Origin of the sequence: Pseudokineococcus sp. 5B2Z-1, from assembly GCF_037482305.1 — a bacterium.
GTDB lineage: Bacteria > Actinomycetota > Actinomycetes > Actinomycetales > Quadrisphaeraceae > Pseudokineococcus.
In genome coordinates, this window is sequence record NZ_JBBHZG010000002.1 from 543,410 (window position 1) to 568,497 (window position 25,088).

The window sequence follows — 25,088 nt, forward strand, 5'->3', positions numbered from 1 at the left end:
GAACTGGCCAGTAGTCCCACGTGACCGCTTCTACCGCGTAAAGGCCCGCTTGGCTCTGTACGGCGTCAGCAAGGGCACGTAGGTTGTCGACTGTGGGGTTGCTGACGGCCCCTCAAGCGGTGCGAGAGGAGCGGCATGGCCGTTGTGGAAAATTCAGAGTACGCCCGACGTAACTGGCTGCAGTTTGAGAGTCAGTTTCCAGACCTCGCTCCCCGCATTCGGCGACTCCTCAATCTTGCCATCGAAGGCGACTCCCTTCAGACGCTCGCCCCGGACGGAGCCAGCATAATAACGATGGCCCAACCGGGAACTAACCACGATCGCAAGCGCGGCAGGGGCGTATATGACAATTCTTGGTGGCTTACCTTAGAAGTGGGACGACCACTAGCGAGTCAATTCGGCATCGACGGTCTTCTGCCGATGATTATCGCGACTGACGACAGCGCCAACTCGGCGCAACTAGTTCAGCATTTCCGACGCATGGCGCGGAACGTTGACACGGACAATGACATCGCCATTCTTATAGCCGACGTGGGCGGGTTGAAGGCGGCCATTCCACAGGCTGATCGCCGTATCGTGCACTTGACGCCTGATGAGTTGGCTGAGAATTCGGCGCCTATTAGACATCATCTGGCGGCGGCGGTAAAAAGCGCCGACTACTTCCTGCGAATGAAGGCACTCGAAAGTGAGGACGACTTCTTCGGGCGTCGCGAGGTGCTGCGAGAGATTGAGAGTACACTCCTCATAGATCGGCAGAATGTCGCCATCTATGGTCTGCGAAAGGCCGGTAAGTCGTCGGCGCTCAACATCTCGCGCGTGGCACTCCGAGGTCGAGGCGTAGCGACAGGATCGCTGGATTTCTCCAGGCGTATCAACGACGACTTGCCAGCGCTACGGCTGGCCGTCTTGCGACAACTCCTCCAGGCGATGCACGCTACATCGAGATTTTCTCACAACGTTGTACCCGCCGGGCTGTCGGATGAAATCCAGAACCTCAAGCCCCCCTTAACGGGGACGTACTTCGGTGACCTATTGACCAGGCTCGTCGCTTGCTCGCCGGAACGACCAGTAGTCCTTTTCGTGGACGAGACTGACCTATCCCTGCCGCCGTTAAGTGCGGTGGCGTCTCCAGGCAGTATGGATGCACGACGTGAGCGGCTCGGTCTCTTGTACGAATTGCGAGGCCTTACTCAAGAGGAGCCGACCCTGTCCGGACAACTCCTTTTCGGTTTTGCGGGTATCAATCGCGCACTCACTGAGTCCACGAACCTCTGGGGGGAGGATAATTACCTTTATAGTTTTGCGCGATCGATTGCGCTGCGGCCGCTGGAGCGGCATGCCGTGGCAAATCTCGTTCGGCAGCTGGGGAAGCGCAGTGGCCTCACTTTCCCGGATCACCGAAGCGTCGATCTACTGCACGGCATGTATGGCGGTCATCCCTTCCTCATACGACATGCCTGTTCCATCGCGGCAGCCAGGGCGCGCACCGGCAGTCTTGGGGAGGCTGTTCCTTTTCCCATCTCACACGAGGCCGTGAGGGCGGCCGTCGAATTGCGGGGGGAGAAGAGTACACACAAGGAGGTGCGAGAAATCTTGCGGAGTCTCTACAAGTACAACCCCTACCGGCTCTTAGAGGTGCTTGACCATATTGATAGCGCGTCGACGCCTCTGTCCGCCGAAGCTCTCTCGTTCGCTAATCGGTACGCCCTGCTCGACGAAGAGGGCGGAGTGACCTTGCGGGCGATGACGACCCTCACGAAGGAGGAGATTGAAGGTCAAGTAGATGTTTGAGGCGGAGCCATACGCCAAATTGGCTGACGACCTTGTTTTCGAGGCCTTGTCTGCTGGAGGAGTGGTGGTGACCGGCGTGCCCGTCAGTCGAATGCCGCTTTTGCATTCTGCCCTCGCCGCGGAGTTTAGTCGTGTCGACGTAGTTTCGCATTCGCCGCTAGACCACGGCGTCGCCTCCTCTCTGATCTCCTGGTTAGAACGGGGCCCGTCCCTAATGGGGCCTGGTGGACTAGCCGAGTCGGGTGACCTATTGACGGCCATCATTCTAAGTGACTGCAACAACCCCCATCTCCGAGTCACTGAAGAATTGGACATCAGCCTGGGGGCTCTTGCCTTTGCGTGTGAGGACCCGGAAGAAGGGTCGCAACGCTTCGTTGTGTGGCTGACCTGTCGCGATCTCTTGCCGGTCGCGCCGGAATCTATGGCCTTCAGTGACCGCGCCAAACGCGTGGCCTGGGAAGATCTCGTGAGGGGCGCGGCCGAAGACGTGCTGTCTTGGCCGCACGGTGCAGTCTCGAGCAGAAGGGCGCTGCTGGATGACCACTATCCACACCTCGTGCGTTCCAAATCGAGAAGACGTCTGCGACATGTACTGAACGAGGAGGTCGGAGGCAAGCAAGGGCGACGAAGTGTCGAGGGCGATGCCGACCTTCACCCCTTGCTGTTGACTGGTGAAGATGGGCGCACTCGCCCCTCGCCGTCACTCCTGGCGGATATATCATTCGTGTCAGCGCTTCTAGAACTGACTCACTCTGACGCGCCGGGGGGCAGTCAGGGGCAGGGGCGCATGCGCGGGTGGTGGTTGGCGGCGAGAATGTATCCGCTCGGCCCGTCCGTATGGGTCGACCCTTACCTGCTTAATGCAGCGAGTGCCAACCCTCAGAAGTTCGAGGACTTTGCGCTTGGCCTTGCTGAGTGCATGACGCCAGATCAAGAACTCCGCCTCGTGGCCAAAGCGCGCGGTGTTGACCACCTTAGATTCGTGCGGCACATACTGGGTCGAATCGAGCGAGTTCACCCGAGCGCCCGATTGGTCTTGCAGACGCACAGCAGCAGAGATGACAAGCGGTTCTTCCATGACCGTCAGTTGTGCTCGTTGAATGTAGACGCTGTGCTTGTGCTGCCGACCGTCGATCGACTAATCGGCGACGTCGCTGACCTTGGAAACTACGTCGAGACGCAGCCGGAGATTAATGAGCGTCACTGTGAGGCTTTGCGGGAGCGTCTTGATCGATTAGCCGTATGCTAGCCCTTGGGTGGCCGAAGTCGCTGGGTGCGCGTGGGTTCGAATCGGAGGGTTGTGTAATACGCAAGGTGACGACATGGGTACGCCACCGCTGACTAAACTTTGAGGCGCGCTATGACGCAGGACCTCTTACTATTGCGTAGTGATCATCAGTGCGTCCCGCCCCTACCCGCTCGGCGCCACGTGGCGCGACGGCGTCCTCGACGTCGCCGTCTCCTCCGAGACCGCCGACGCCGTCGAGGTCTGCCTCTTCGGCACCGCCGACGAGCCCCACGACGAGCGGCGGGTGCGCCTGACCGAGCGGACCGGCCACGTCTTCCACGGCCTCGTCGACGGCGCCGGGCCCGGCACCCGCTACGGCCTGCGCGTGCACGGCGAGTGGGCCCCCGACCGGGGGCTGCGCCACAACCCGCACAAGCTGCTGCTCGACCCGCACGCCCGCGCCGTCGAGGGCGGGTGGACCTGGGGCGAGGAGGTCTTCGGCCACCACCACGACGCCCCCGAGACGCTCAACGAGGCCGACTCGGCGCCCTCGAGCCCGCGGTGCGTCGTCGTCGACGACGCCTTCGACTGGGGGGACGACGCGCCGCCGCGCACGCCGATGGCCGACACGGTGGTCTACGAGGTGCACGTCAAGGGCTTCACGCAGCAGCACCCGGACGTGCCGGAGGAGATCCGGGGGACGTACGCGGGCCTGGCGCACCCGGCGGCCGTCCAGCACCTCGTCGACCTCGGGGTGACCGCCGTCGAGCTGCTCCCCGTCCACCAGTTCGCGCAGGACAGCCACCTCCTCGAGAAGGGGCTGCGCAACTACTGGGGCTACAACTCGATCGCGTTCCTCGCGCCCCACGGCGAGTACTCCTCGGCCGGCGACGGGGGCGCGCAGGTGGGCGAGTTCAAGGCGCTCGTCAAGGCGCTGCACGCCGCGGGCCTCGAGGTCATCCTCGACGTCGTCTACAACCACACCGCCGAGGGCAACCACCTCGGGCCGACCCTGTCGCTGAAGGGCATCGACAACGGCGCGTACTACCGGCTCGTCGAGGACCAGCCGGACGCGTACTTCGACACCACCGGCACGGGCAACAGCCTCAACGTCGGCCACCCCGCGGCGCTGCAGCTCGTCATGGACTCGCTGCGCTACTGGGTCACCGAGATGCACGTCGACGGGTTCCGCTTCGACCTCGCGACGACGCTGACGCGCCAGGACGGCGACGCCGAGGTCCACAGCGCCTTCCTCACGCTCGTCCACCAGGACCCGGTGCTCGCCCGGGTCAAGCTCATCGCCGAGCCCTGGGACGTCGCCGGCTACCAGGTGGGCGGCTTCCCGGCGCGGTGGTCGGAGTGGAACGGCAAGTTCCGCGACGACGTCCGCGACTTCTGGCGCGGCGCGGACGGCGCCCTCGGCGCGCTCGCGCAGCGGCTCACCGGCAGCCCCGACGTCTACGAGGGCGCGGGCCGCTCGGCCCTGTGCAGCGTCAACTTCGTCACCGCGCACGACGGCTTCACGCTCGCCGACCTCACGATGTACGAGCAGAAGCACAACGAGGCCAACGGCGAGGACAACGAGGACGGCGAGAGCGACAACCGCAGCGACAACAACGGCGCCGAGGGCCCGACGGCGGACGCCGAGGTCGACGAGCGCCGCGACCGCCAGCGCCGCAACCTCCTCGCCACCCTCGTGCTGTCCGCCGGGGTGCCGATGGTCCTCGGCGGCGACGAGATCGCCCGCAGCCAGGGCGGCAACAACAACGCCTACTGCCAGGACGACGAGATCTCCTGGTTCGACTGGGCGCAGGCCGACCGGGACCTGCAGGCCTTCACGACCGAGCTGCTCGCCCTGCGGCGCGACAACCCCGTGCTGCGCCCGCGCTGGTACGGCGACGAGGGCCCCGGCACCCGCTCGGTGCGGATGCTGCGCGCCGACGGCGCCGACATGGGCCCGGAGGACTGGGACGACCCGGCGGCCAAGTCGCTCGGCGTCCAGATGAGCCCGGGCGAGGGCGCGGAGGAGGGCGCGTCGTTCCTCCTGCTGCTCAACGCCGCCGACGGGCCGGTCGACTTCTCCGTGCCCGACGCGCCGGGCGGCGCCTGGACGCTGGCGATGTCGAGCGACCCCGAGCAGGAGGTCGGCAAGCAGGTGCAGGACCTCTTCGTCCGCGACCGGTCCTTCACGCTGCTGCGCTCGGCCTGACGCCGGCGCTGCCGTCCCCACCCCTGGACTTCGTGGCCTTCTTCCGCCTGCGGGGCCCTCGAGGGCGGACGAAGGCTACGAAGTCCGGGAGCGGGGACCCGTCGCTCCTCCCGTCCTCGTCGTCGTGACGTGCGCCGCCGCGATGAGTACCGGCCCCCTGAGCGGTCCCACCTCCACCAGGACCGCTGAGGAGGAGCCATGGGCATCCGTGTGATCGAGAAGACCGTCGACGTCGCCGCACCGCCCGAGCGCGTGTGGGCCGTGCTGCTCGACGACGCCACCTACCGGCGGTGGACGGCGGCCTTCGCCGAGGACTGCTGGGCCGAGACCGACTGGGCGGAGGGCAGCGAGGTGCGCTTCCTCGGCCCCGGGCGGTCCGGGATGCTCGGCCGCGTCGTCGCGAGCCGTCGCCCCGAGCTCGTCGACGTCGAGTTCGACGGCCTCGTCGTCGACGGCCGCGACGACGTCGACAGCGAGAGCGCCCGCGAGTACCGGGGTGCCCACGAGACCTACCGGCTCAGCCCCGTGCCCGGCGGCACCCGGCTGGAGGTCTCGGCCGCGATGGGGGAGGAGCACTACGACGCCATGACCGCCGCCTGGGACGACGCGCTCGCGCGGGTGCAGGAGCTGTCGGCGGCGCCACGGTGAAGGACGTCCTGCACGACTACCTCCGGCAGGGCCGCGACGTCGTGCTGTGGAAGCTCGAGGGACTGCCCGAGCGTGACGTGCGGCGCCCCATGACGCCGACCGGCACGAACCTGCTGGGCCTCGTCAAGCACCTGGCGGGCGTGGAGGCCGGCTACCTGGGCGTGGTCTTCGGACGCCCCTTCCCGGAGCCGCTCTCGTGGATGGAGCTCGACGCGGAGCCGGACGCCGACCTGTGGGCGACGCCGGAGGAGTCACCAGCCGCCGTCGTGGCGCTCTACCGCCGCGTCCACGCGCACGCCGACGCGACCATCGCCGCGCTCCCGCTCGACGCCCCGGGCGAGGTGCCGTGGTGGCGTCCCGGAGCCCGGGCGGTGACCCTCCAGCGGGTGCTCGTCCACCTCGTCGCCGAGACCCACCGCCACGCCGGGCACGCCGACCTGGCGCGCGAGCTGGTGGACGGGGCCGCCGGGCACCGGCGCGACGTCTCGAACCTGCCCGACGGCGACGCGGAGCGGTGGGCCGCGCACCGGGCGCGGCTGCAGGACGTCGCCGACCGGGCCTGAGCGGGAGCTCTCGGCGCCTCGCGGGGCCCGTGCGCAGGACCGGGTCCCGCCCGGCGCCTCAGCCCTCGTCGGCCAGCGCGGTCAGGAGGTCGGCGACGACGGGCGCGGCGACGGCGCCGCCGGCGCTGCCGCCCTCGACGACGACCGCGACGGCGACGCCCTCGCCGTCGGGGCCGGCGGGCCCGGTGCCCGGCTGGAAGGCCACCGTCCACGCGTTCGTGGCGAAGGTGCCGTCGGCGTCCGGCTGCCCGACCTCGGCCGTGCCCGTCTTGGCCCCGACCGGCGCGCCCGGCAGCCCGGCCAGGGCCGCGGACGCCGTCCCCTCCGTCGCCACGAGGCGCATGAGGTCGCGGACGGCGCCGAGGTCGGCGACGGGCTCCGGGGGAGCGGCGCCCTCCTCGGGGGCCGGGTCGAGGACCACGCGCGGCGGCAGCCAGGACCCGCGGGCGATCGTCGACGTCAGCACCGCCATCCCGGCGGGGCTGGCGAGCACCTGCCCCTGGCCGATCATCTCGGCGGCCTGCAGGTCCTCCGAGCCGGCCTCGGGCACCTCACCGGTGAAGGCGGGCACGCCGACCGACCAGTCGACGCCGAGGCCCATCGGGGCCGCCGCGGCCGGCAGCGCGCCGGCGTCGAGCCGGTCGGCGAGGGAGACGAACGCCGTGTTGCACGACTGGGCGAAGGCCGTCGAGAAGGGCACCTCGCCCAGCGCGCCGCCCTCGGCGTTGCCGAAGGTCCGCCCGCCCACGGTCACCGACGGCGGGCAGGGCACCACCTCGTCGACGGCGAGGCCCGCGGCGAGCAGGGCCTGCGTCGAGACGGTCTTGAAGGTCGACCCGGGCGCGTACCGGCCCTGCAGCGCGCGGTCGAAGCCGCCGGCGGGGGAGGAGGACACGGCGAGCAGGTCCCCGCTCGCGACGTCCACGACGACCGCCGCGCCGACCCCGCCGTCGCCCAGCCGGCCCTCGAGCGCGGCGTCGGCGGCGAGCTGCACCTGCGGGTCGAGGGACAGCTGCACGTCCCCGCCCGGCACGGGGCCCTGGGAGAAGAGGACCTGCTCCTCGGGCGCCGTGTCCCCGCCCGTGTCCCCGCCCGTGTCCCCGCCCGCCTCGCCGTCGGCGTCCTCGGCCCCGCCGGGCACGCGCACCACCGTGGCGCCCGCGGTGCCGGCGAGGCGCTCGTCGTACTGGCGCTGGACGCCCGACAGGCCGGCCTGGTCGCCCGCGGCGACCCGGCCGTCCGAGTCCTCGACGACCTCCGCCGTCGCGTCGCCGACGACGCCGAGCAGGTCGCGGGCGAAGCCGCTCGTGGGCGCCAGCGCCCGCTGGCCGCTCACCCACTGCACGCCCGGGAGGGCGTCGAGCTCCGCCCTGACGGCGTCGAAGGCCTCCTGGCGCAGCGTGATGACGGGCACCGCCTGCCCCTGCGGCGCGGAGGCGATGCGCTCGGCCAGCGAGCCCGCGTCGACGCCGAGGACGTCGGACAGGCCCTGCGCCAGGGCGACGGCGTCCCCGGCCTGCGCCGGGTCCACGGACACGTCGACGACGGGCCGGTCGGTGACGAGGGGCGCGCCGTCCCGGTCGAGCACCTGCCCGCGCTCGGCGCGCACCCGGTCCAGGCGCAGCGCGTCGCCGTCCTCGAGCGACGGCGCGAGGGCCGACGGCGACCACGTCGCCGTCCACCCGGAGGCCTCGCGGTCCTCGCCCGTGGCGGCCAGCGGCAGCGACGTCTCGCTCGTCCACCCGTCGCCCACGGGCCACGTGACGCGCAGGTCGGCGCTGGCCGTGGCCTCGTCGCGCTCGACGGCGACGAGCTCGACGGCGGGCTCGAGGTCGCCCATGCCCGCGGTCAGGGCCTCCTCCGCGGCGGCGACGGCGTCGGCGCCACCACCCCCGGCGAGGACGACGGGCGCCCCGGAGAGGGCCCCGCCCGTCCAGGCCGCGACGACCTGCTCCGCGGCGGCGCGGGCGGCCTCGTCGCGGTCGCGGTCGGCGCGCTGGCCGAGGACGACGGCCGTGCCCGTCCCCGCGGCGGCGACGACGACGACCGCGCCGACGACGAGGAGGGCGGTGGTCCGACGCGAGGGGCGCTGCACGGGGCCGACCCTGCCACCCCGGGCTCCCGCGCCGTGGCCGGACGTCGCCCCTCGCCCGTGGTCGGTGCGCTCTCCCAGCGAGCTCCCGGCTCCCGGACCTCCCGCGGCCCGGGGGACGTGCCGATGACGCCCCTACCATGGACACCGGTCCGCGGTGGCCCACGCCCCCGCCCGCGGGGCGGCCCAGCGGCCCCGCCCGACCCTCGGGCGCCCGTCCGTGCACCACCGCTCGTGCACCACCGCCCGAGAAGCACCGCCCGACGACGGAGAGGCCCCGCCCGCATGACGTCCCCGCGCACCGCCGCAGGCCGCCACGTCCGCGCCCGCTCCCGGGCGCGCCGTGCCGTCGCCGTCGTCGCCACGACGGTCGCGGGCGCCGTGGTGGTGGCGGGTGCGGCGGGTGCGGCGGTCGTGGCCCACCTCGACGGCAACATCACGTCCGTCGAGGTGGACTCGGTGCTCGGGGACGACCGCCCCGAGGCGGCTCCGACCGCGGCCGGCGAGACGGGGCCGCTCAACGTCCTCGTCATGGGCTCCGACGACCGGTCGCAGCTCCGCGAGGGGGGCCAGGCGTTCGGCGGGGACATCGGCGGTGGCGGCTCCGACACCACGCTCCTGGTCCACCTCTCCGGGGACCGCGAGCGCGCCGTCGCCGTGAGCATCCCGCGCGACTCGATGGTGGAGGTGCCCGGGTGCGGCGACCCGCGGGGCGAGGACCGCACGCGCCTCGCGATGTTCAACTCGGCCCTCGCCGAGGGCGGACCCGCGTGCGCCATCGCGACGGTCGAGGCGAACACCGGTGTCCGCATCGACCACTTCGCCGTCGTCGACTTCGACGGCTTCCAGGACGTCGTCAACGCCCTCGGCGGCGTCGAGGTCTGCCTGCCCGAGGCGGTGCAGGACCCGAAGAGCCATCTCGACCTGCCGGCCGGCGTGAGCCGGGTGTCGGGCGAGCAGGCCCTGGCGTACGTCCGCGCCCGCTACAACGTCCCCGGCACGGAGGGCAGCGACATCGGCCGGATCGGGCGCCAGCAGCAGTTCCTGTCCTCGGTGGTCCAGGAGGTGACGAGCGCCGGGATCCTCCTGCGGCCCGACCGGCTCGTGCGGTTCCTCGACGCCGCGACGGAGTCGCTCACGACCGACCCCGGACTGGACAGCGTCGGCGAGCTCACCCGGCTCGCCCAGAGCGCGTCCGGGCTGCGGCCGGACGACGTCTCCTTCGTCACCGTGCCCTTCGAGGCCTACGCGCCCGACCCCAACCGGCTGCAGTGGGCGCCGGAGGCGGAGGACCTGTGGGCGAGCATCCGCGAGGACGCCCCGCTCCCGGGCTCCCCGGAGGCGGAGGCGGCCGCGGACCCGGCGCCCGAGCCCGCGCCGCTCACCGTCTCGCCCGGCTCCATCACCGTCGAGGTCTACAACGGCACGGGCGAGGGCGGTAGGGCCGGCGAGGCGCAGGCGGACCTCCAGCTGCAGGGCTTCACCGTCCCGGTCGCCGGCAACGCCGAGCCGGGCGCTCCCGACGGTGTCCGCGTGTCGTACCCGACGGGGGCGGAGGACGCCGCCGAGACGGTGGCCGCGGCCTTCCCGGGCGCGAACGTCGTCGAGGACCCGAGCCTGCAGGGGCGGGTCGTCGTGACCCTCGGGGCCGGTGCGCCGGACGTCGTCGAGGTCCCCAACCGGCTGGGCGACCAGCCGCTGCCCGACCGCAGCGAGCCGGCGACCGCCATCGAGGCCCGCTCGGCGTCCGAGGACATCTGCGCCTCCTGACCCCGCCCTCGGGAACGCGCGCCCTGCACGCCTCGGGACGACGAACGGCGCACGACCCGCGGGTCGTGCGCCGTTCGGTCACTGCGGAGGCGGCGGGATTTGAACCCGCGATGGGGTATCACCCCAAACCCGCTTAGCAGGCGGGCGCCATAGACCACTAGGCGACGCCTCCGCGGGCGAGGGTACAGACGGCGCGGCGCCGCCCGCAAAGCCGCCCGCGGAGCGCCCGGCGCGGGGACGCGGAGCGGATCGGATTTCGGGCTCCGCCCCGGACCGGGTACTGTTCTCCACGGCTCGCACGGCGGGCCGCTGCGCCCGTAGCTCAACGGATAGAGCATCTGACTACGGATCAGAAGGTTGGGGGTTCGAGTCCCTCCGGGCGCGCTCGTTGAGACAGCGACGACGACAGCCCCCCAGCAGACGTGCTGGGGGGCTGTCGTCGTCCCGGGCCCTCCGAGCGCGGGCGCGCGGGCGCCGGCCCCCACCGGGGCGGCTACCCTCGCCGACGAGAACTGCCCGTCCCCGCGCGGGGGAAGCCGGTCCGACGCCGGCGCTGACCCGCAGCCGTGGGCGACGACCGGCGCCGCCCACGGCGGTCCGGGCCGTCGCGAGCCGGAACGCCCGCCGGGGGCCAGCGGCTCCCGCCATCCCCGCCGTGGTCTGCGGGGCGGAGCCCGGTCGGCCTCCCGCTGCGCGCCCCTCGGCGTGCCGGGCCGGGCCCGGTCGGGGCGACGCCCGGCCGGCCCCTCCCGAGAGGCTCCTCGTGCCCGTCGCCCCCACCTCCCGCCTCGCCGCCCTCGCCGCGACCACCGGCCTCGTGCTCGCGCTCGGCGCCGGACCGGCCCTGGCCGCCACCCCCTCGGCGACGTCGTCCGCCGCCCCCTCGGCGTCGGCCGACGTCGAGCTCGCGGGCGAGGCCTGCCCCGAGGACGAGGGCGCGACCGTCCTCGTCGACCCGCAGGGCCTCGCGGGCGGCGACCTCGCCGCGCCGACCGCCGGCTGCGCGCTCGACGCGCCCGACGGGCTGACGGCGCTCACCGAGGCCGGCTTCACGGCCACGGAGAGCCAGCCCGGCTTCGTCTGCACCATCGAGGGCCTGCCCGCGCCGGACGAGGCGGACTGCCTCAACGACGGGTACTGGGCGTACTGGTACGCGCCGCGGGACGGCGAGTGGACCTCCAGCCAGGTCGGCGCGGCCGACCGCGTACCCGAGGTCGGCGGCGTCGAGGCCTGGTCGTGGACCGAGCTGTCCGGCGACAGCCTCGAGGGGGCCCCGCCGCGGGTGGAGCCCGCCGCCGTCGCCGCGCTGCCCGTCGCCGGCGAGGCGGCCCCGACCGCCACGTCGTCGCCGTCGTCCACGCCCACGGGCGCGCCCGAGGACGGGACGGAGGGCGGCTCCCCGGCCGTCGACCCCGAGGGCGCCGACGCGTCCGAGGTGGAGGCGAGCAGCGAGGAGGCCGCGAGCGTCCCGTGGACGACGGTCGTCGTCGTGGTGGTCGTCGCCGCGGTCGTCGTCCTGGCGCTCGTGCTCGGCGCGCTGCGCGCCCGTCGCCGCCGCGACGAGGAGATGGACGAGCGGAGGTCCGACGCGCGCTGACCGCCGCGGGCTCCACCCGGGCGCCTGGTGGCTGTGGGCGCTCGGGCTGGCCGCGGCGGCGAGCCGGACCAGCGACCCCCTCCTCCTCGTGGGGGTCGTCGCGGTGGCCTGCCTCGTCGTCGTGGCCCGGCGGCCGGACGCCCCCCACGGGCTCGACCTGCGGGCCTACCTCGTGCTCGCCGGGGTCGTCGTCGCCGTCCGCGCGCTCTTCCGCGTCCTCTTCGGCGGCACGGCGCTCGGCACCGGGCCGGTGGTCCTCGACCTGCCGGCGGTGCCGCTGCCCGACCTCCTCTCCGGCGTCACGCTCCTCGGGCCCGTGACGGCGGGGTCGCTGCTCGCCGGCGTCTACGACGGGCTCCGCCTCGCCGCCGTGCTCGTCTGCGTGGGGGCGGCGAACTCCCTCGCCGACGCGCGCCGCCTGCTGCGCGCCGTCCCGGGGGCGCTCGCCGAGGTCTCGACGGCCGTCGTCATCGCCCTGACCGCCGCCCCGCAGCTGCTCGACAGCGTGCGGCGGGTGCGGCGGGCGCGCCGGCTGCGGGCGGGCGGGGCCGAGGGCGTGCGGGCGCTGCCCGCCGTCCTCTCGCCGGTGCTCGCCGACGCGCTGGACCGCTCGCTCGCCCTGGCCGGGGCGATGGCGGTGCGCGGCTACGGGCGCACGGCGGACGTGCCGCGCCGCGCCCGGCGGACGTCGGCTGCGCTGCTGCTCGGCGGCCTGCTCGGCACCTGCTGGGGCCTCGTCGGCCTCCTCGACCCGACGGCGGGGGCGGCGACGGGCCTGCCGGTGCTGCTCGGCGGCGCCCTCCTCGCCGTCCTCGGGCTGCGGCTGGCCTCCGCGCGCGTGCGCCGGACGGCCCACCGCCCCGACCCGTGGGGGGCCCCGGAGTGGGCCGTCGTCGCGGCGGGGGCGGCCTCGGCCGGAGCCATGGTCCTGGCGGCGGCGCTCGACCCGACGGGCGTGGCGCCGTCGACGACGCCGCCCGCCTGGCCCGAGCCGAGCGTCCTCGCGCTGGCGGCCGTGCTCGTGGCCGCTCTCCCCGCCGTCCTGGCCCCGCGCCCCGGCGCGGCGCCGCGGCTCCGCCGCACGCCGGTCGGCAGCGCCGGGACGGCGCGACCGGCCGCGCCGGCGGCGGCGCTGCGCGGGGGCGCCCGATGAGCCCCGGGGCGGCCGCGGTGCTCCGCTTCGACCGGCTCGGCGTGACCTACCCCGGCGGGGCGCGGCCCGTGCTGCGCGACGTCGAGCTCGACGTCGCCGAGGGCGAGCTGTGCCTCGTCGCCGGGCCGACGGGCAGCGGCAAGTCGACGCTGCTGGGGGCCGCCTGCGGCCTCGTGCCCCACCTCACCGGCGGCGACCTCACCGGCGAGGTGCTCGTCGCGGGCGCCTCCACCCGGACGACGCCGCCGCGCGACCTCGCCCACCTCGTCGGCTTCGTCGGCCAGGACCCGGTGGCGGGCTTCGTCACCGACTCGGTCGAGGACGAGCTCGCCTACGCGATGGAGCAGCTCGCCGTCCCCGTCCCGGCGATGCGCCGTCGCGTCGAGGAGGTGCTCGACCTCCTCGGCGTCGCCGACCTGCGCGACCGGCCGCTGCGCACCCTGTCCGGGGGGCAGGCGCAGCGCGTGGCCATCGGCTCGGTGCTCGCGGCCGGGCCGCGGGTGCTCGTGCTCGACGAGCCGACGTCCGCCCTCGACCCGGGCGCCGCCGAGGACGTCCTCGCGGCCCTCGTCCGGCTCGTGCACGACCTCGCCGTCACCGTGCTCGTGGCCGAGCACCGGCTCGAGCGCGTCGTCCAGCACGCCGACCGCGTCGTCCTCGTCGGGCGGGACGGCCGGGTCCGCGCCGGGGAGCCCGCGGCGATGATGCGCGACCACGACGGCGCCCCGCCCGTCGTCGAGCTCGCGCGCGTCGCGGGCTGGGACCCGCCGCCGCTGTCGGTGCGCGACGCCCGCCGGCGCGCCGGCCCGCTGGTCGAGCGCCTCGCGGGGCGTCGCCCCGCCCCCCGCCCGACGCCCGGGCGCGACGACGGCCCGCCGCTCCTGCGCTCGCGCGGCGTCGCGGTCGTCCACGGCCGCGGCGCCGGGGCCGTGCGCGCCGTCGCGGGGGTGGACCTCGACCTCGCGGCCGGTGAGGTCGTGGCGCTCATGGGTCGCAACGGCTCCGGGAAGTCGTCGCTGCTGTGGGCCTGGCAGGGCTCGGGTCCCCGCTCGGGCGGCGACGTGCGCGTGCTCGGCGACGTCCCGCGGCTCGTGGCGGCGGGCGCCGGGGCGGACGCGCACCTCTCGACGACGGCGCCCCGCGGTCGCCGTCCCGGGCTGCGCGACCTCCTTCGGCCGGGCCGGCGACCCGTCGAGGGGCCGGACGCCGAGGGTGGCCGCGACCCCGGGACGCTGGCGCCCGCGGCCGCGCGCGCCCTCGTCGGCCTCGTGCCCCAGACCCCGGGCGACCTGCTCTACCTCGGGAGCGTGGCCGCCGAGTGCGCGCAGGCGGACGTCGAGTCGGGCCGCCCGCCCGGCACCTGCCGGGCCCTGCTCGACGAGGTCTCGCCCGGCGTCCCGGACGACCGGCACCCGCGCGACCTGTCCGAGGGGCAGCGCCTCGCGCTCGTGCTCGCCGTCCAGCTCGCGGCGGCGCCGCGCGTCGTCCTGCTCGACGAGCCGACCCGGGGCCTCGACGAGGGCGCCAAGCGGCGCGTCGGCGAGGTCGTGCGCGCGCTCGCCGCCGGGGGCCGCGCCGTCGTGCTCGCCACCCACGACGTCGAGCTCGTCGCGGCGGCGGCCGACCGGGTCGTCGTCATGGCCCAGGGCCGTGTCGTCGCCGACGGCCCGACCGCCGAGGTCGTCGCCTCCTCGCCCGCCTTCGCGCCCCAGACCGCCAAGGTCCTGGCCCCCGAGCCGTGGCTGGTGCCCGACGAGGTGCGGGCCGCGCTCGTGGTCGAGGAGGCGTCGTGAACGGCGTCGAGGGCCGGTGGCCCGGCCGCGCAGCGCGCCGCCCCGCCGCCCCCCGCCCGGCCGCCCCGCGACCCGCCGCGGTGCGGCTGCGGCCGCGCTCGGCCCTCGTGCTGGCGCTGGCGTCCGTCGCCGGTCTGCTGATGTTCGCGTGGCCGCTGCTCGTGCCCGCCGGCGCCGCGCTGGCGGGCAGCGCCGGCGCCCCGCTGCTCTTCGCCCTCCTCCTGCCGCTCGTGCTCGCCGTCGTCCTCGCCGAGCTCGCCGACGGCGGCATCGAGGTCTCCGCGCTCGCGCTGCTCGGCGTGCTGTCGGCCGTCAACGCGGGCCTGCGGGCCCTCGGGGCCGGCCTCGTCGGCGTCGAGACCGTCTTCTTCCTCCTCGTGCTCGCCGGGCGGGTGCTCGGCCCGGGGTTCGGCTTCGTCCTCGGCTGCACGTCGCTGCTCGCCTCGGCCGTGCTGACGGCGGGGGTGGGGCCGTGGCTGCCGTTCCAGATGGTCGCCGCGGGGTGGGTGGGGCTGGGCGCCGGGCTGCTGCCCCGCCGACCGCGGGGACGCGCCGAGGTGGCGCTGCTCACCGGGTACGCCGTCGTCGCCGCCCTGGGCTTCGGGCTGCTCATGAACCTGTGGGGCTGGCCGCTGGCGACGGCCGGCACGGGCGCGTCCTACGTGGCGGGCGCCCCGCTCGCGGACAACCTCGGCCGGCTCCTGCTCTACTCGGCCCTCACCTCGCTGGGCTGGGACGTCGGCCGCGCGGTCACCACGGCCGTCGGCGTCCTCCTCGCCGGGCCCGCGGTCCTCGCCGGCCTGCGGCGGGTGGTCCGCCGCACCTCCTTCGCCCCTCCTGCCGACGCCCCACCCGCCGACGACCCCGCCGACGACCCCGCCGACGAGCCACCCGCCGACGACCCACCCGCCGACGACCCGGCCGGCGGGGCGCCGGGCGGCAGGATGGCCGGGTGACCGCCGTCCCGCCGTCCGCCCGCCCCACCGGTGACCCCTCCACCCGTCGGCCGCTCGTGCTGCTCGCCACGTGCCGCGACCTGCCGGACCTCGACGCCGAGGGCCAGGGCCTCGTGCGCGCCCTCCGGCGCCGGGGCGCCGACGCCCGGCCCGCCGTCTGGGACGACGGGAACGTCGACTGGGCGGCCGCCGACCTCGTCGTCGTCCGCTCGACGTGGGACTACGTGCCCCGGCGCGCCGACTTCCTCGCGTGGGGGGAGCGGGTGGCCGCCGTCACCGCGCTCGAGAACCCGCCCGACCTGCTGCGCTGGAGCACCGACAAGACCTACCTCGAGGACCTGCGGGCGGCCGGGCTCCCCGTGGTCCCGTCGGTGCTCCTCGCCCCCGGGGACGGGGAGGAGCACCCCTTCCTCGACCGGGAGCACGTCGTCAAGCCGTCGGTCTCGGCGGGCTCGAAGGACGCGCTGCGCCTGGGCGCCGAGGAGGCGGAGCGCTCGCGGGCGCACGTGCGCGCCGTCCACGCGAGCGGCCGGACGGCCCTGGTGCAGCCCTACCTCGCGGGCGTCGACGACCAGGGGGAGACGGCGGTGGTCCTGCTCGACGGCCGGGCCTCCCACGCCGCCCGCAAGGGGCCGCTGCTGCGACGCTCGGCCGACCTCGTGGACGGCCTCTTCGCCCCCGAGGAGATCACCGCTCGGGAGCCGTCGGCGGCCGAGGCGGACGTCGCGCGGAGGGCGCTGGACGTCGTCCGCGCCCGGACCGGCGCGACGCCGCTGTACGCGCGGGTGGACCTCCTGCCCTCCCCGGACGGCCCGCTGCTCCTCGAGCTCGAGCTGGCGGAGCCCTCGCTCTTCCTCGAGGTGGCACCGGGGGCGACCGAGGCCTTCGCGGCCGCGGTGCTCGCCCGCGCGGCGACCCCCGGCGGCTGACGGGCCCGCACGGAGGGGTGACCCGCGCGCCCTCCCCGTCCGACCGGCGGTTACGGTGTACGCACCAGTGCCCGCCGGCGGACGCGCGGGACGGCCCTGCGGGCTCGGTGGAGCAGACCGGCGAGCGCGACGGAGCACCGGCGGACGGGCGAGGAGACGCATGGACCGCACCCCCCGGGGGCACGACGTCGAGCGGCCGGCCGGCCGGGTGCAGGCGCTGCCCGACGAGCGGCTGCTCGTCCTCGAGGGCGACGTCGACCTGTCGGCCGTCGAGACCTTCGACCGCAGCGCGAGCGACGACCTCGCCTGGGTCCGGTCCATCGACGTCAGCGGCGTCAGCTTCGTCGACACCCAGGGGCTCGGGCTCCTCCTGCGGGTCGCCGCCCCCCGCGGCCGCGAGGCCCCGACCGAGCGCCCCGCGCTGCTGGGCGCCTCGCCGCAGGTGCAGCAGCTGCTCGAGATGCTCGGCGTCGACGCGCTCTTCGAGATGCGGGCGGTCCCGGGCGGCGACGGCGCCGCGGCAGACGGGCTGCGCCCGCCCGCCTGACGGCGAGCCGCCCCGGGCCCGCGCCGGCCCGTCCCCGCAGGACCGTCGGCCGGAGGCCCGTCCCCGCGGCGTGGTGAGGTGGGGGCGTGCCAGCACGAGGACCGGTCGCGAGCAGGACGACGTCGACCCGGGCGCCGGCCTTCTGGGTGCTCGTGCTCCTCAGCGGCGTCTCGGCGCTGGCGACGGACATGTACCTGCCCGCCCTGCCCGCGGTCGGCCGCGACCTCGGGGCGGGGGACGTCGCCGCGCAGCTCACGCTCACCGCCTTCCTCGTCGGCTTCGCCGGGGGATCGCTCCTGCTGGGGCCGGTGAGCGACGCGGTGGGGCGGCGGCCGCTGCTGCTGCTGGGGCCCGCGGCCTTCGCCGTCGCCTCGGTGCTGTGCGCGCTGGCGCCGGGCGCCGGCGTCCTCGTCGTCGCGCGCCTCGTGCAGGGCGTCGCCGCCTCGGCGGGGGCGGTGTGCGCCCGCGCCGTCGTCAGCGACACCCACCGGGGCGCCGACGCCGCCGCCCGCTTCGGCTTGCTGACGGCGGTCGGGCTCCTCGGGCCGGTGGTCGCGCCGACCGTCGGCGCCGGCGTGCTGCAGGTGGGGGACTGGCGCCTGGTCTTCGGCGTCCTCGCGGGAATCGGTCTGCTGCAGGTGCTGGGGGCCTGGCGGGGCGTGCCCGAGAGCCTCCCGGTGCACGAGCGCGGCGGGGCGACGGCGGCCGCCACGGCGGCGCGGGTCGTCGACCTCCTGCGGGACCGCCGCTTCACCCGGCACGTGGTGGTCGCCTGCCTCGCCACCGTCGGCTTCTTCAGCTACATCGGGGGCTCGAGCCTCGTCCTCCAGGGCGTCTACGGCGTCGGCGCCGCGACGTACGGGCTCGTCTTCGCGGCGAACGGCGCGGCGATGGCGGCGACGAGCTTCGCCTTCGCCCGCCTCGTGCACCGCTGGCCGGCGACGGCGCTGCGCCGCACCGGTCTCGCGGTGGCCGCCGGGTCGTCGGCCCTCCTGCTCGTCGCCGCCCTGCTGGCGCCGGCCGTGGCCGGCGGGGCGCCGCCCTTCCCGCTCGTCTGGGTGCTCCTCTCCGGCCTCACCGCGGGCATGGGGCTCGTGCTGCCGGCCGGCTTCGCGCTCGCGCAGGCCGCCGGGGACCGGGCGCGCGGCACGGCCTCGGCCCTGAGCGGCGGGCTCGCCTTCACCTGCGGCGCGCTCGTCATCCCGGTGACCGGCGCCGTCGGCACGGGCTCCGTGGTGCCGATGGCGGCGCTGATGACGCTGGGCCTGTCCCTGGCGCTCCTCGCGTCGCGGCGCGCGACGGCCTGACCGGGGCGGGGACGCCGGGCGGTCCGGCCCGCGGTCCGGCCCGGGCACGCGGCCCGGGGGTGCGGCGGGGGCGCGGACGTGGTCGCGTGGTCACCGCGCCGCGGGACCCGCCCGGGACGCGGAGCAGGAGGTCGACGTGCAGTACACGAGGCTGGGCAGCACCGGGCTGGAGATCTCGCGGATCGCCCTGGGGTGCATGAGCTACGGCGTCCCCGAGCGGGGCGGGCACCCCTGGTCCATGCCGGAGGAGGAGAGCCGGGAGTCCATCCGCCGCGCGCTCGAGGCGGGCGTGACCTTCTTCGACACCGCCAACGTCTACTCCGACGGCACGAGCGAGGAGATCGTCGGGCGCGCGCTGCGCGACATGGCCTCCCGCGACGACGTCGTCATCGCGACGAAGGTCCACGGCCGCATGCGCCCGGGCCCGAACGGCGCCGGGCTCTCGCGGAGGGCGATCCTCACGGAGGTCGACAACAGCCTGCGGCGGCTCGGCGTCGACCACGTCGACCTGTACCAGATCCACCGGTTCGACCCGATGACGCCGGTCGAGGAGACGATGGAGGCCCTCCACGACGTCGTGCGCGCGGGCAAGGCCCGCTACCTCGGCGCCTCGTCGATGTGGGCCTGGCAGTTCCAGCAGATGCAGCACGTCGCCGAGCGCCACGGGTGGACGCCCTTCGTCTCCATGCAGGACCACTACAACCTCCTCATGCGCGAGGAGGAGCGCGAGATGCTGCCGTACTGCGAGGCCACCGGCGTCGGCGCGATCCCCTGGAGCCCGCTGGCCCGGGGCCGCCTGACGCGGCCGTGGGACTCCGAGACGGCGCGCAGCGACACCGACGAGTTCGGCAAGGGCCTCTACCGCGACGACGACGCGCGCATCGTCGACGCCGTCGCGCAGGTCGCCCGCGAGCGCGGCGTGACGCCGGCGCAGGTGGCGCTGGCCTGGGTCATGCGCCGTCCCGCGGTGTCCGCGCCCGTCGTCGGGACGACGAAGCCCCACCACCTCGACGACGCCGTCGCCGCCGTCGAGCTCGAGCTCACCGACGACGAGGCCGCCCGCCTCGAGGAGCACTACGCGCCGCGGGAGAACGCCGGCTTCGCCTGAGCCGGGGGAGGGGCGGTCCGTCCCACCTCGCCCGGGACGTCCCCGAGGGGCAGGGTGGGCGGACACCCCACCGGAGGAGAGCACCGCGATGGAGCACCGCACCCTCGGCCGCAGCGGCCTGGCCGTCTCGACCTACGCGCTCGGCACCATGACGTTCGGCGCGGAGGCCGACGAGGCCAGCAGCCACCGCATGATGTCGCAGTACGTCGACGCCGGCGGCGTCGTCCTCGAGACGGCCGACGTCTACGCCGGCGGACTGTCCGAGTCGATCATCGGCCGCTGGATGGCCGCGCAGGGCTCGAGCACGCACGACCGCGTCGTCCTGGCCACGAAGGGCCGCTTCCCCAGCCGCGGCGTCGAGCCGCGCGACGCCGGCGGCTCCCGCCGCAACCTGCGCCGCTCGCTCGACCGCTCGCTGCAGCGGCTCGGCGTCGACCACGTCGACCTCTACCAGGTGCACGCCCACGAGGCCGTGACGCCGATGGAGGAGACCGCCGGCTTCCTCGAGGACGCCGTGCACCAGGGCAAGATCGGCTACGCGGGCCTGTCGAACTACACCGGCTGGCAGACCGCCACGATGACCGCCCTGGCCGCCGGGCGGTTCCCGCTCGTGAGCCACCAGCCGCAGTACAACCTGCTCGTCCGCGAGACCGAGCACGAGATCGTGCCCGCCGCGGTCGCCGGGGGCCTCGGCCTGCTGCCCTGGAGCCCGCTGGCCGGGGGCTGGCTCAGCGGCAAGTACCGCCGCGACGCCCGGCCCGAGGGGGCCACGCGCCTGGGCGAGGACCCGCAGCGCGGCATGGAGGCCTACGACAAGCGCAGCGGCAGCCAGCAGACGTGGGACGTCCTCGAGGCCGTGCAGCAGGTCGCCGAGGGGCGCGGCGCGACGATGGCGCAGGTGGCCCTCGCCTGGCTGCACGACCGCCCGGGCGTCTCCTCGGTCATCCTCGGCGTCCGCACCCCCGAGCAGCTCGAGGGCAACCTCGGCGCCGTCGGCCTGCACCTCACCGACGTCGAGACGGCCAAGCTCGACGAGGCCAGCGCCCCCGTCGTGGCCGACTACCCCTACGGCCCCGCCGGGGTCGCGCAGCGCACGCGCACCCTCGACTGAGCAGGGGAGGGGCCGCCCGCTGGGGCGGCCCCTCCCGCCGACCCACCGGGCCCCGATGGCCCTACCCCAGCGCCTCGGCGCAGAAGTCCGGGGCGCGCAGCTCCGAGTAGCGCTCGCCGCAGGTGAGGCCGAAGTCCTCGTCGTCCGACCCCTCCTCGGCCAGGGCGTAGAGCTCGTCGCAGTCCACGCCGTCGCCCGCCCCGCAGCCGTCGCGGAGGCGGTCGAGGACGGCGTCGTCGGCCGGGCGCACGTCCTCGCGCGCCGGGGACCCGTCGAGCTCGTCCTCGCAGTACTCGGGGGCGCGGGCCTCGGAGAAGCGCTCCCCGCAGGTGAGCCCGAAGGTCTCGTAGGCGGTGCCGACCTCGGAGGAGTAGTACAGGTCGTCGCACGACAGCCCGTCGCCGGCCTCGCACTCGTCCCAGAGCGCGTCGAGCACCGGGTTGTCGCCGTACTCCTCGCCGTCCTCGACGCCGAGGAAGGCTCCTCCGCCGAGGGCGTCCCAGGCCGCGCTGGCGCCCGTGACGGCGAGCACGGCGCCACCGACGAGGACGACGAGGAGGGCCGCGGCGCCGACGACCCACCGCCACGCCGGACGCGGAGGCCGTGGGGGCGGCGCGGCGCCCCACGCCGGCGCAGCGCCCGGCGCCGTCGACGGCTCGACGCCCGACGCCGGGGCCGACGGGCCCGGGCGGGCCCAGACGGCGGTCCACCCGTCGGGGGCGGGACGCGGGGGCTCGTCGGGGGGCTGGGGCGGCGTCACCGCGCCTCCTCGTGGCGGGGCCGTCGGCGACGGCGAGGAGGCGAGGAGAGCGCACCGCGACGCCGTCGCGCAGCCGTTCCGCCGGGGCGTGGCCGTCTCGTGACCGCCGTTCCCCCGTCCGGGCGCGAGCGCTACGCCGGCGGCATCCGCAGGGCGCCGTCGAGCCGCACGACCTCGCCGTTGAGGTAGGGGTTCTCGACGGCGTGGCGGGCGAGCGCGGCGAACTCCTCGGGCCGCCCGAGCCGGCCGGGGTGCGGGACGCCGGCCTCGAGGCCGGCGACGGCCTCGTCGGGCAGTCCCGCCACCATGGGCGTGCGGAAGACGCCGGGCGCGACGGCGACGACGCGCACGCGGTGCGCGGCCAGCTCGCGGGCGGCCGGGAGGACGAGGCCCGCCACCCCGGCCTTCGAGGCGGCGTACGCGGGCTGCCCGACCTGGCCGTCGAAGGCGGCCACCGACGCCGTCAGCACGACGACGCCGCGCTCCTCGCCGTCCGGGCCGGCGGGCTCGGAGGCGGCCATGGCCGCGGAGGCCAGCCGCAGCACGTTGAAGGTCCCCACGAGGTTGACCCGGACGACCTGCTCGAAGGCCTCGAGCGGCAGGGGCCCGCGGCGGCCGAGGACCTTGCCGGGGGTGCCGACCCCGGCGCAGTGCACGACGGCCCGCAGCGCCGCGCCCGGGACGGCGCCGGCGGCCTCGACGGCGGCTCCGACGTCCGCCTCCGAGGTGACGTCCCCGCCCAGCGCGGCGTGCGCGCCCGCGGCGGACGACGGGAGCGCGCGGGCCGTGCGGGCCGCGGCGTCGGCGTCGCGGTCGAGGAGCACGACGCGGGCGCCCGCCCGCGCGAGCTCGAGCGCCGTCGCCGCCCCGAGGCCGCTGCCCGCGCCGGTGACCAGGGCCGTCGTCCGCTCCAGCTGCACGGCGGCGAGGCTAGCGGCGCCTGAGGGGCAGGAGCGGGGAGGGCCGGGCCGGGGGGCCGGGGGGCCGGACGGGCGGTGCTGGGCCTCCGGGCGGCGCCGCGCCTCAGGAGCGTCGTCGCGCCCGCCGACGGGAGGAGGCGTGAGCCCGGCGCCCGGCCGGGCGGCGGGGGAGGTGGCCGGTGCCCGCACCGTCGTCGGCGCGCGCCGAGCGCGCGGCTCTCGGAGCCGTCCTGGTCGTGGCCGCCGGTGCCGCGCTCGCCGGTGCCGCGGCGCCGGGCCTGCGCCCCGCGCTCCTCGCCGCCGCGGCCTGGGCCGCGGTGGCCGCCGTCCTCGTCGGGGTGGTCGTCCACCGGCCGCCGCACCGCCGGGCGTGGGCCGCCACCGGCCTCATGCTCGCGTGCTGGGCCGTCGGCCACACGGCCGCGCTGGTCGCCCCCGGCAGCGGCCTACCCCAGGACGCCGTGGCGGTGGGCCAGGTGGTCGGTGCGGGCGTCGTCGTCCGCCTCGTCGCCGGCGGCCTCCCGCGTCGGCGACGACGCGGGCGCGAGGGCGACCCGGGCGTCCTCCTCGAGCACCTGCTCCTGGCCGCGGTGGTGGCGCTCGCGGTGGCCGACCTCGTCGCGCGCCTCCTGCGCGACGGGGCCGACGGCCCGGGAGCCACCGGGGCCGCGCTCGACGTCGTCCTGCTCGCCCTCGTCCTGCGCTTCGCCCTCTCGCGCACGGAGCTCGGCGCCTCGGCCCGCCTCCTCGTCGTCGGGGCCCTGACGGGCGTCGGCTACCACCTCGGCGCGGCCGTCCACCCCTCCGCCGCCGCACCGGGCGGCCTGCTGCAGGTGCTCGGCGCCGTCTGCCTCGTCGTCCTCGGCGGCGCCGCCCTCCTGCCCTCCATGGACGGGGCCCTCGAGCCGGGTGGGCGCTCGGCTCGACCGGCCTCCGGGCGCCTCCTCGGCCTCGTGCCCCTCGTCGTCGTCGCCCCGGCGCTGTGGGCGCTCGACCGGACCTCCGGCAGCGCCGCCCTGCCGGCCGGCGCCGTCGTGGGGGGCGGGGCCCTGCTGGCCGCCCTCGGCATGCTGCGCGGCGTCGTGGCCCTGCGGGCGAGCGAGCGCGCGGCCGACCACGACGCCCTCACGGGGCTGCGCAACCGCCGCGGCCTCGACGCCGCCTTCCGCCGCATGGTCCGCGGGCCCGACGGCCTGCTGCTGTGCCTCGTCGACCTCGACGACTTCAAGGCCGTCAACGACACCCACGGCCACGAGGTGGGGGACGAGCTCCTGCGCGACGTCGCCGCGGCGCTCGTGCGCGCGGCGGGCCCGGACGCCGTCGTCGCGCGCCAGGGCGGCGACGAGTTCGTCGTCCTGCTGCCCGCCACCCCGGAGGCGCTGGCCCCGGGCGGGTCCGCGTCCGGGGCCGTCGACGCCGAGCGCCGCCGGCTCCACGACGGGACCCCGGGGCGCCTCGTCGAGGCCCTGCAGCGCCCGCGCACCGTCGCCGGCCACGACCTGCGGGGCAGCGGGAGCGTCGGCGTCGTCCACGTGCGCGCCCCGTCCTCGCTGCCGCAGGCGCTGACGCGCGCGGACATCGCGCTCTACGAGACGAAGGCGGCCGGCAAGGCCGGCGTGACGACGTACCGGCCGCGCATGCGCACCCAGGTGCAGCGCCGCCAGCGCCTCGCCGAGGACCTGCGGCTCGTCCTCGAGGGCGCGCCGGCGGCCCGGGTGGGCTCGCTCGTCGTCCACCACCAGCCGCTGGTGCTCCTCGAGACCGGGGAGGTCGTCGGCTCCGAGGCGCTCGTGCGCTGGCACCACCCGCTGCTGGGCCTGCTGCCGCCCGCCGACTTCCTGCCCGTCGCCCACGAGGGGGGTCGCGACGTCGACGTCGACGCCCACGTCCTCGACCTGGCCCTGGGCCAGCTCGCCGACTGGCGCGGCCGGGGGCTCGACGCCGTCCCGGTCAGCGTCAACGTCACCCCGGCGAGCCTCGTCGAGGGGCGTCTGGCCTCACGGGTCGAGCGGCAGCTGCGGCGGCACGGCGTCCCGGCGTCCCTGCTGCGGCTGGAGATCACCGAGCACGAGCAGGTGCCCGCGTCCGCGGCCGTGGTGCGCGAGCTGCGGGCCCTGCAGGACGCGGGCGTGCGCATCAGCCTCGACGACTTCGGGGCCGGCTACACCTCGCTGGGCTACCTGCAGCGCTTCCCCGTCTCCCTGCTCAAGCTCGACCGCTCGCTCGTGACGTCCCTCGAGGAGGACCTCGACCTCCTCGCCGGCATCGCGGCGATGGCGCGGGCGCTGCGCCTCGACGTCCTCGCCGAGGGCGTCGAGACGACCGAGCAGCGCAGCGCGCTCGTGGACCTCGGCATCCGCTACGGGCAGGGGCACCTGTTCTCCCCGGCGCTGGCGGCCGAGCACATGGCGGGGCTCCTGCCTCCGGTGCCTCCGGTGCCTCCGGTGCCAGGGGACCGGTCGACCCGGTCGACGGGCGGGCGCGCGCCCGTGCCGGCCCCCGCCGTCCCGCTCCAGGCGCTGCCGTCCGCGCCGCTCCCGGACGCCGTCCCCTGACGACGCGGGCCCGGCACCCCAGGGGTGCCGGGCCCGCGCCGCCGAGCGGGT

Annotated in this window: 19 protein-coding genes and 2 tRNA genes; 17 read left to right on the top strand and 4 right to left on the bottom strand. The window is 75.8% G+C overall.

Annotated elements, in window-relative coordinates:
* Positions 1 to 135: 135 nt before the first annotated feature.
* The 5 genes from WDV85_RS06655 to WDV85_RS06675 all read left to right on the top strand — a co-directional run bounded on the left by WDV85_RS06655 (position 136) and on the right by WDV85_RS06675 (position 6,439).
* Positions 136 to 1,791 carry a hypothetical protein gene (locus tag WDV85_RS06655; RefSeq protein WP_339569890.1) on the top strand — a complete coding sequence of 552 codons (1,656 nt, stop codon included), beginning with the start codon at positions 136 to 138 and terminating at the stop codon, positions 1,789 to 1,791.
* Positions 1,784 to 3,040 carry a hypothetical protein gene (locus tag WDV85_RS06660; RefSeq protein WP_339569891.1) on the top strand — a complete coding sequence of 419 codons (1,257 nt, stop codon included), beginning with the start codon at positions 1,784 to 1,786 and terminating at the stop codon, positions 3,038 to 3,040. Before WDV85_RS06655 ends, WDV85_RS06660 begins: the two co-directional genes overlap by 8 nt.
* A gap of 142 nt (positions 3,041 to 3,182) precedes the next feature.
* The gene (glgX, locus tag WDV85_RS06665; protein ID WP_445263249.1) at positions 3,183 to 5,228 is read left to right on the top strand and encodes a glycogen debranching protein GlgX; all 2,046 of its coding nucleotides are present in this window, start codon (positions 3,183 to 3,185) and stop codon (positions 5,226 to 5,228) included.
* 198 nt (positions 5,229 to 5,426) lie between these two features.
* Entirely contained in the window at positions 5,427 to 5,876 is a 450-nt protein-coding gene (locus tag WDV85_RS06670) for an SRPBCC family protein (protein WP_339569893.1), read from the top strand.
* Positions 5,873 to 6,439: a DinB family protein gene (locus tag WDV85_RS06675; protein ID WP_339569894.1), complete on the top strand. Its 567-nt coding sequence runs from the start codon at positions 5,873 to 5,875 to the stop codon at positions 6,437 to 6,439. The genes WDV85_RS06670 and WDV85_RS06675 overlap by 4 nt, the downstream gene beginning before the upstream one ends.
* Before the next feature lie 58 nt (positions 6,440 to 6,497).
* Here WDV85_RS06675 and WDV85_RS06680 read toward each other — a convergent pair whose 3' ends face one another.
* A complete protein-coding gene (locus WDV85_RS06680; RefSeq protein ID WP_339569895.1) occupies positions 6,498 to 8,534 on the bottom strand; it encodes a penicillin-binding transpeptidase domain-containing protein in 2,037 nt (678 codons plus the stop codon).
* Positions 8,535 to 8,816: 282 nt separating this feature from the next.
* Here WDV85_RS06680 and WDV85_RS06685 point away from each other — a divergent pair, with 282 nt between their 5' ends.
* Positions 8,817 to 10,301, top strand: a complete 1,485-nt coding sequence (locus WDV85_RS06685) for an LCP family protein (protein ID WP_339569896.1) — start codon at positions 8,817 to 8,819, stop codon at positions 10,299 to 10,301.
* A gap of 84 nt (positions 10,302 to 10,385) precedes the next feature.
* On the opposite strand, the gene WDV85_RS06690 is transcribed toward WDV85_RS06685, so the two are convergent.
* A tRNA-Ser gene (locus WDV85_RS06690) sits at positions 10,386 to 10,473 on the bottom strand.
* Between the two features lie 139 nt (positions 10,474 to 10,612).
* Between WDV85_RS06690 and WDV85_RS06695 the strand changes: the two genes are divergently transcribed.
* From WDV85_RS06695 to WDV85_RS06740, 10 genes are all read left to right on the top strand, one after another.
* Positions 10,613 to 10,685: transfer RNA gene (locus WDV85_RS06695), tRNA-Arg, on the top strand.
* A gap of 379 nt (positions 10,686 to 11,064) precedes the next feature.
* Positions 11,065 to 11,898 (top strand): hypothetical protein, encoded by an 834-nt coding sequence (locus WDV85_RS06700; protein WP_339569897.1) that lies wholly within the window; start codon positions 11,065 to 11,067, stop codon positions 11,896 to 11,898.
* Between the two features lie 88 nt (positions 11,899 to 11,986).
* A complete protein-coding gene (locus WDV85_RS06705) occupies positions 11,987 to 13,051 on the top strand; it encodes a CbiQ family ECF transporter T component (protein ID WP_339569898.1) in 1,065 nt (354 codons plus the stop codon).
* A 17-nt stretch (positions 13,052 to 13,068) separates the two neighbouring features.
* Positions 13,069 to 14,844 (top strand): ABC transporter ATP-binding protein, encoded by a 1,776-nt coding sequence (locus WDV85_RS06710; RefSeq protein ID WP_445263250.1) that lies wholly within the window; start codon positions 13,069 to 13,071, stop codon positions 14,842 to 14,844.
* Positions 14,845 to 14,924: 80 nt separating this feature from the next.
* Positions 14,925 to 15,800 (top strand): ECF transporter S component, encoded by an 876-nt coding sequence (locus tag WDV85_RS06715; RefSeq protein ID WP_445263251.1) that lies wholly within the window; start codon positions 14,925 to 14,927, stop codon positions 15,798 to 15,800.
* Complete coding sequence (locus WDV85_RS06720; RefSeq protein ID WP_339569901.1) at positions 15,797 to 16,729, top strand: ATP-grasp domain-containing protein; 933 nt, start codon at positions 15,797 to 15,799, stop codon at positions 16,727 to 16,729. Before WDV85_RS06715 ends, WDV85_RS06720 begins: the two co-directional genes overlap by 4 nt.
* Positions 16,730 to 16,889: 160 nt before the next feature.
* Positions 16,890 to 17,276 carry an STAS domain-containing protein gene (locus WDV85_RS06725; protein WP_339569902.1) on the top strand — a complete coding sequence of 129 codons (387 nt, stop codon included), beginning with the start codon at positions 16,890 to 16,892 and terminating at the stop codon, positions 17,274 to 17,276.
* Between the two features lie 86 nt (positions 17,277 to 17,362).
* The gene (locus WDV85_RS06730) at positions 17,363 to 18,583 is read left to right on the top strand and encodes a multidrug effflux MFS transporter (protein WP_339569903.1); all 1,221 of its coding nucleotides are present in this window, start codon (positions 17,363 to 17,365) and stop codon (positions 18,581 to 18,583) included.
* A gap of 136 nt (positions 18,584 to 18,719) precedes the next feature.
* A complete protein-coding gene (locus tag WDV85_RS06735; protein ID WP_339569904.1) occupies positions 18,720 to 19,691 on the top strand; it encodes an aldo/keto reductase in 972 nt (323 codons plus the stop codon).
* A gap of 88 nt (positions 19,692 to 19,779) precedes the next feature.
* Positions 19,780 to 20,802: an aldo/keto reductase gene (locus WDV85_RS06740; protein WP_339569905.1), complete on the top strand. Its 1,023-nt coding sequence runs from the start codon at positions 19,780 to 19,782 to the stop codon at positions 20,800 to 20,802.
* A gap of 61 nt (positions 20,803 to 20,863) precedes the next feature.
* Here the strand turns inward: WDV85_RS06740 and WDV85_RS06745 are convergent, their stop codons facing one another.
* Complete coding sequence (locus WDV85_RS06745) at positions 20,864 to 21,562, bottom strand: hypothetical protein (RefSeq protein WP_339569906.1); 699 nt, start codon at positions 21,560 to 21,562, stop codon at positions 20,864 to 20,866.
* A 131-nt stretch (positions 21,563 to 21,693) separates the two neighbouring features.
* Positions 21,694 to 22,482, bottom strand: a complete 789-nt coding sequence (locus tag WDV85_RS06750; RefSeq protein WP_339569907.1) for an SDR family NAD(P)-dependent oxidoreductase — start codon at positions 22,480 to 22,482, stop codon at positions 21,694 to 21,696.
* A 179-nt stretch (positions 22,483 to 22,661) separates the two neighbouring features.
* Here WDV85_RS06750 and WDV85_RS06755 point away from each other — a divergent pair, with 179 nt between their 5' ends.
* The gene (locus WDV85_RS06755) at positions 22,662 to 25,037 is read left to right on the top strand and encodes a putative bifunctional diguanylate cyclase/phosphodiesterase (RefSeq protein WP_339569908.1); all 2,376 of its coding nucleotides are present in this window, start codon (positions 22,662 to 22,664) and stop codon (positions 25,035 to 25,037) included.
* Positions 25,038 to 25,088: the final 51 nt, after the last annotated feature.

Excerpts from the sequence above, each read along its gene's own strand:
- WDV85_RS06670 (WP_339569893.1), top strand. The coding sequence starts at position 5,427 with ATGGGCATCCGTGTGATCGAGAAGACCGTCGACGTCGCCGCACCGCCC.
- WDV85_RS06725 (WP_339569902.1), top strand. The coding sequence starts at position 16,890 with ATGGACCGCACCCCCCGGGGGCACGACGTCGAGCGGCCGGCCGGCCGG.
- WDV85_RS06660 (WP_339569891.1), top strand. The coding sequence starts at position 1,784 with ATGTTTGAGGCGGAGCCATACGCCAAATTGGCTGACGACCTTGTTTTC.
- WDV85_RS06740 (WP_339569905.1), top strand. The coding sequence starts at position 19,780 with ATGGAGCACCGCACCCTCGGCCGCAGCGGCCTGGCCGTCTCGACCTAC.
- WDV85_RS06685 (WP_339569896.1), top strand. The coding sequence starts at position 8,817 with ATGACGTCCCCGCGCACCGCCGCAGGCCGCCACGTCCGCGCCCGCTCC.
- WDV85_RS06655 (WP_339569890.1), top strand. The coding sequence starts at position 136 with ATGGCCGTTGTGGAAAATTCAGAGTACGCCCGACGTAACTGGCTGCAG.